Genomic DNA, 4681 nt, shown 5'->3' with positions numbered 1-4681 from the left:
CCGCTGGTCCGGAGATCTTCGACGACGAGGTTCGGCAGCTACGCGACCAGGCTCGCGGCTGGCGGGTCGCAGAGCGGCGCCAACATAGAGGGCTGACGTTCGTCGCGGACGCCGGAGTGACGCGCTGCGGGCGCACTCACGAATGACCAGGGCAGAGATCGAGGCGCTCGTCAACCAGCTCGGCAACGTCCACACGGTGCTCAGCGCTGCGGACCCGCAGGACAAAGCGGAGGTTTACCGCCGACTGAAGCTCCGGCTGACCTACCAACCGGAGGACCGGCTGATCCGGGTCGACACCACACTCCACCCTGGAGCGTGGGGTTCTGGTGAGTGTCCGAGGGGGGACTTGAACCCCCACCCCCTTGACGGGGACTAGCACCTCAAGCTAGCGCGTCTGCCTATTCCGCCACCCGGACATGGTGCGGCGCTCTCGTCGAGCACCGGCGGCTGCGTAACTGTACCAAACTGTCAGGGCACACTGTCCACTTCGGGTCCGGTGTCCCCCGCCGGAATGGCACGCAGTTCAAGGTAGCGCGTCCGCGCCTGGAACACGTCACGCATCTCACCGGTGACGGCGTCGAGGAACTCGTCGCGATACGTCGCGTCGGTCCAGATCGAGATGGCGTAGTAGAGCCCGGTGATCGCGGCCATGCCGCCGGCCACCCGAAGCAGCGTCTCGGTGATCTCGACGTCGTGGCCCAACAGATCGAACGGGTAGCTCCAGGCGCCAGGCGTACCCGCCCACGCCTCCGCGACCTCCGGCGTCACGGCGAAGACGCCGAAAGCGACGAAGAACGCCCCCACACCGGAACTGACGACCAGCACCTGCAGCGCCTGACTGACGATCAGCGTCAGCCCGACGTTGAGGCGCTGCCGCCTGCTCAGCGCGCGGCCGCTGGTGTTCAGATCACCTTCCAGCTCGCGCACCAGCCCGGGAGCCCGTAGGGCGAGGAACGTCAACCCCAGCCCGAGCAGGAGCGCGACGACCACCCAGACGAACGCTCGCGGCATGGTGCCGAACATCTGCCACATCTCGGCGTTGACGAACAGCACCAACGAGAAGATCAGCAGCAGCGGCAGCGCGCGAACCAGCCGGCCGAGCGAGGCGGCCAGCTCGTCGGCGATCCGCGTGATCGCCCAGAACACGGTGGGAAACAACCCGAACCCGACCACCAGATACACCAGGACCAGCAACCCGGCATTCGCCGCCATCAAGGCGAGGGTCTGCCACCATTGCATGCCGAAGATCAGCGGCAACAGCGCGGGGATGACGACGAACGCGGCCAGCTCCGGGCGTCCGACCGAGTGCGGCAGGGAGAAGAACCCTCGATTCCGCACCCGGTTGACCAAGCCGAACGCGATCACCAGGATCGCCAGTCCGGCCGCGGCCGAAGCCACGTTCAGCAACAGCGGCCATTCCAGCTCGGTGGCCCCGAGCATCTCGCCGACGAACACCAAGGCCAGAAACGGCGCCGCCCGGGTGAAGATGTCCTCGCTGGCGGAGTAGTCCTCGATGAACAACGGCAGTCCGCTGCGCCGGAACTGGCGCTCGTACTCGGCCAGCTCGCCCCGATGCGTCACGGGCGGGACTCTACCCAGTCCGGAGCGCGCGGCCGAAGCTCGTCGTCGCGCTGGCCCCGCGCCACGCGGACCGGGACAATGTGGACGGTGGGCCTACAACGGTACGAACGCGACGAGGACGAGGCACAGCGCTTCGACCGGCACTGGAACGAGCTGCTCCAGGAGCTGCGGCTGGCGCAGACCGGCACACAGATCCTGTTCGCCTTCCTGTTGGCCATCGCGTTCACTCGGCCGTTCCAGGATTCCGACGGCTTCACCCACGTCGTCTTCTCGATCACTCTCGTTCTCACCGGCCTGGCCACGGGCCTGCTCATCGCGCCCGTGGCGTTTCACCGGATGGTCTTCCAGCTGCGCCTGCGCGACCGGATGATCCCGATGACCGCGCGGATGGCGGCCGGCGGGTTGTTCCTGCTGATGCTGGCTGTGTGCGGCGGGATGCTCTTGGCGCTCGACGTCGCACTCCCCCGTTCGCTGGCGATCGTCATCAGCGGGTTGACATTGCTGTGGTTCGTCGTGTTCTGGTACGTGATCCCGGCGTCGGTACGTCGCCGCCGATGAGGCAGGCCCGGCAACGCATGCGAAGCTGGGGCGGTGAGTATCGTCCACCACCACACCGACGGCGACGGGTGGGTCGAATGCACCTGCGGACTGCGGCACTGGGGCCGGTACGGCGCGGCGGGGCTGATGCTCGTCGACGCCGAGCTCGGCGTGTTGCTCCAGCATCGCGCGCATTGGAGCCACCACGGCGGCACCTGGGGCGTGCCCGGTGGTGCGCGGGCCTCGGGCGAGTCCGGCCTGAGCGCCGCGCTACGCGAAGCCGAGGAAGAAGCGGCGGTCCCGGCCGAGGCCGTGCGGCCGCGGCATGCGTGGGTGGAGGATCACGGGCCGTGGTCGTACACGACCGTCGTCGGCTCGGCGACGCGCCGGTTCGAAGCCCGGCCCAGCGATCCGGAGAGCCTCGACATCACGTGGGTGCCCATCGACGAAGTCCCCAAGCGGCCGCTGCTTCCCGCCTTCGAGCGGATGTGGCCGGGGATCCGCGACCAGGCCCACCGCAGTCTCGTACTGGTCGTCGACACCGCCAACGTCGTCGGCTCACGCCCGGACGGCTGGTGGCGCGACCGTCGAGGCGCGGCGACCCGCCTGCGTGACGGGCTCGCGGAGCTGCCGCCGGTCCCGGCCGATCGGCTCGACCTGCCTGCGACGATGTGGTGGCCGGAGATCATCATGGTGACCGAGGGCGCGGCCCGCGGCGTACCGGAGGCCGACGGTGTCGCCGTCGTCGAAGCCGACGGTGACGGCGACGACGCCATCGTGCGGGTGGTGGCCGACGTGGTCGCCACTCGGCCGCAGGACCATGTCGTCACGGTGACCGCCGATCGCGCCCTGCAGGCCCGCATCGAAGACGCCGGCGCCGGCCACGTAGGCCCGTCGGTCCTTCGCGAACTGCTCGACGCCGCCGAGTGAGCAGCGCGACTACGCCGAACGCTTCTTCTTCGCCGTCTTCTTCGCCGCGCTCTTCTTGGCCGGCGCCTTGGCCTCGTCCGTCCCACCGGACGACGCTGCTGAGCGTCCCTGCTTGGCTTCTTCGACGCTGCGGCGCAACGCTTCCATGAGGTCGACGACCTTGCCCTCGGCGGGCTCGGCCTCCGGCTGCGGGACGACCTCGGCGCCTTCGGCCTTGGCGTTGACGACCTCGAGCAGGGCTTCGCGATATTCGTCGACGTAGTTTTCGGGTTCGAAATCGCCGGACAGGGTGTCGATGTACGACTCGGCCATCGCCATCTCCTGCGGGCGGACCTCGATGTCCTCGTCGAGGAAGCTGAACTGGGGGCGGCGGACCTCGTCCGGCCACAACATCGTCTGCACCACCAGCACGCCCTCGTGGGCGCGCAGCACGGCCAAGCGCTCGCGGTTGCGCAGGGCGACCTTCACGACACCCACCCGCCCGGACTGTTCGAGTGCGTCCCGGAGCAGGGCGTACGGCTTCGCGTCGCCGGTCGGCTCGACGTAGTACGCGCGGTTCAGCGCCGTGGGATCGATCTGCGCGAACGGGACGAAACCCAAGACCTCCACGGACTTCGAAGAGGCGACGGGCAGATCACTGAGGTCGTCCTCGGTCATCACCACCATCTCGCCGCCAGGCATCTCGTAGCCCTTGGCGATGTCGGCGTAGGCCACCTCGTTTCCACACACCTCGCACACCCGGCGGTACCGGACTCGTCCGCCGTCAGCCGCGTGCACCTGGCGGAACGTGACGTCCTTTTCCTGTGTAGCGGCGACCAGACGCATCGGAATCGACACGAGGCCGAACGAGATGGAGCCCTTCCATACGGTCTGCATCGTCGCCTCCCTGATGTGACACGTTCACCTGCGTCATCATCTCCTGCCCGGCCCGAATCGGCTAGCTGGGGTAGCTGTTCACCTCGGCGCGCCTCCGTCGCCGACGGGCCGGAGCGTGCCAGTCTCGACTCATGGAACCGGACACGATCACGAGCGGCGCTGAGCTGAAGACGCTGACGAGCTGGTGTGGCGGCTGTGATGCCGAGGCTGTGTTCGACCAGGTACGCAGCGGCATCGGTCTGGAGTACGCCTGCCGAGGCTGTGGTGCGGCGGTGTTCGCCGGCGACCTCCTGCTCATCGAGGCCACGTTGCAGCCCGGACTCGCCTGAAAGTTCTCGCCTTCTGGTCGTCACCTCGTCGCGTAGAACGCCACCGCGGACGCCGCGGCCACATTCAGCGAGTCCACCCCGTGCATCATGGGGATCGTCACCCGCCGGTCCAGGCGCCGGTCGACGGCCGCGGACAGCCCGTGCCCCTCGGTGCCGAACACCAGCGCCAGCCGGTCGTGGTCCTCGGCGACCAGCTGGTCCAAGGTGACGGCTCCCTCCCCCAGCGTCATACCGGCGACGGTGAAGCCAGCTTCCTTCAACCGGTCGATTCCGGCCGGCCACGGCTCGATCCGGGTCCAGGGCACCTGGAACACCGTGCCCATGCTGACCTTGATGGAGCGGCGGTACAACGGGTCGGCGCAACGCGGCGTGACCAGCACCGCGTCGACGCCCATCGCCGCGGCTGATCGAAAACATGCACCGACGTT

General features: G+C 68.4%; 6 protein-coding genes and 1 tRNA gene. 3 read left to right on the top strand and 4 right to left on the bottom strand.

Annotated features, from left to right (window positions below; all coding sequences use genetic code 11):
* Positions 1–331: 331 nt before the first annotated feature.
* Positions 332–416 (bottom strand) — tRNA-Leu (locus tag M6444_RS14135).
* 52 nt (positions 417–468) lie between these two features.
* Complete coding sequence (locus tag M6444_RS14130) at positions 469–1581, bottom strand: hypothetical protein (protein WP_298328543.1); 1113 nt, start codon at positions 1579–1581, stop codon at positions 469–471.
* Positions 1582–1668: 87 nt separating this feature from the next.
* Between M6444_RS14130 and M6444_RS14125 the strand changes: the two genes are divergently transcribed.
* Complete coding sequence (locus M6444_RS14125) at positions 1669–2139, top strand: DUF6328 family protein (RefSeq protein ID WP_298328541.1); 471 nt, start codon at positions 1669–1671, stop codon at positions 2137–2139.
* 33 nt (positions 2140–2172) lie between these two features.
* Positions 2173–3048, top strand: coding sequence for an NUDIX domain-containing protein (locus tag M6444_RS14120; RefSeq protein WP_298328538.1), 876 nt, complete (start codon positions 2173–2175; stop codon positions 3046–3048).
* A 9-nt stretch (positions 3049–3057) separates the two neighbouring features.
* On the opposite strand, the gene M6444_RS14115 is transcribed toward M6444_RS14120, so the two are convergent.
* Positions 3058–3924 carry a Ku protein gene (locus M6444_RS14115; protein ID WP_298328535.1) on the bottom strand — a complete coding sequence of 289 codons (867 nt, stop codon included), beginning with the start codon at positions 3922–3924 and terminating at the stop codon, positions 3058–3060.
* 131 nt (positions 3925–4055) lie between these two features.
* Here M6444_RS14115 and M6444_RS14110 point away from each other — a divergent pair, with 131 nt between their 5' ends.
* A complete protein-coding gene (locus tag M6444_RS14110) occupies positions 4056–4253 on the top strand; it encodes a hypothetical protein (RefSeq protein ID WP_298328533.1) in 198 nt (65 codons plus the stop codon).
* A gap of 20 nt (positions 4254–4273) precedes the next feature.
* On the opposite strand, the gene M6444_RS14105 is transcribed toward M6444_RS14110, so the two are convergent.
* Positions 4274–4681 (bottom strand): RNA methyltransferase (locus M6444_RS14105; protein WP_298328530.1); only part of this gene is annotated, 408 nt, incomplete at its 5' end.

It is taken from the genome of Haloactinopolyspora sp. (genome assembly GCF_027324685.1).
Lineage (GTDB): Bacteria > Actinomycetota > Actinomycetes > Jiangellales > Jiangellaceae > Haloactinopolyspora.
Note: the sequence above shows the minus strand (reverse complement) of the source record. Positions and strands in the feature narration are given on the sequence as shown.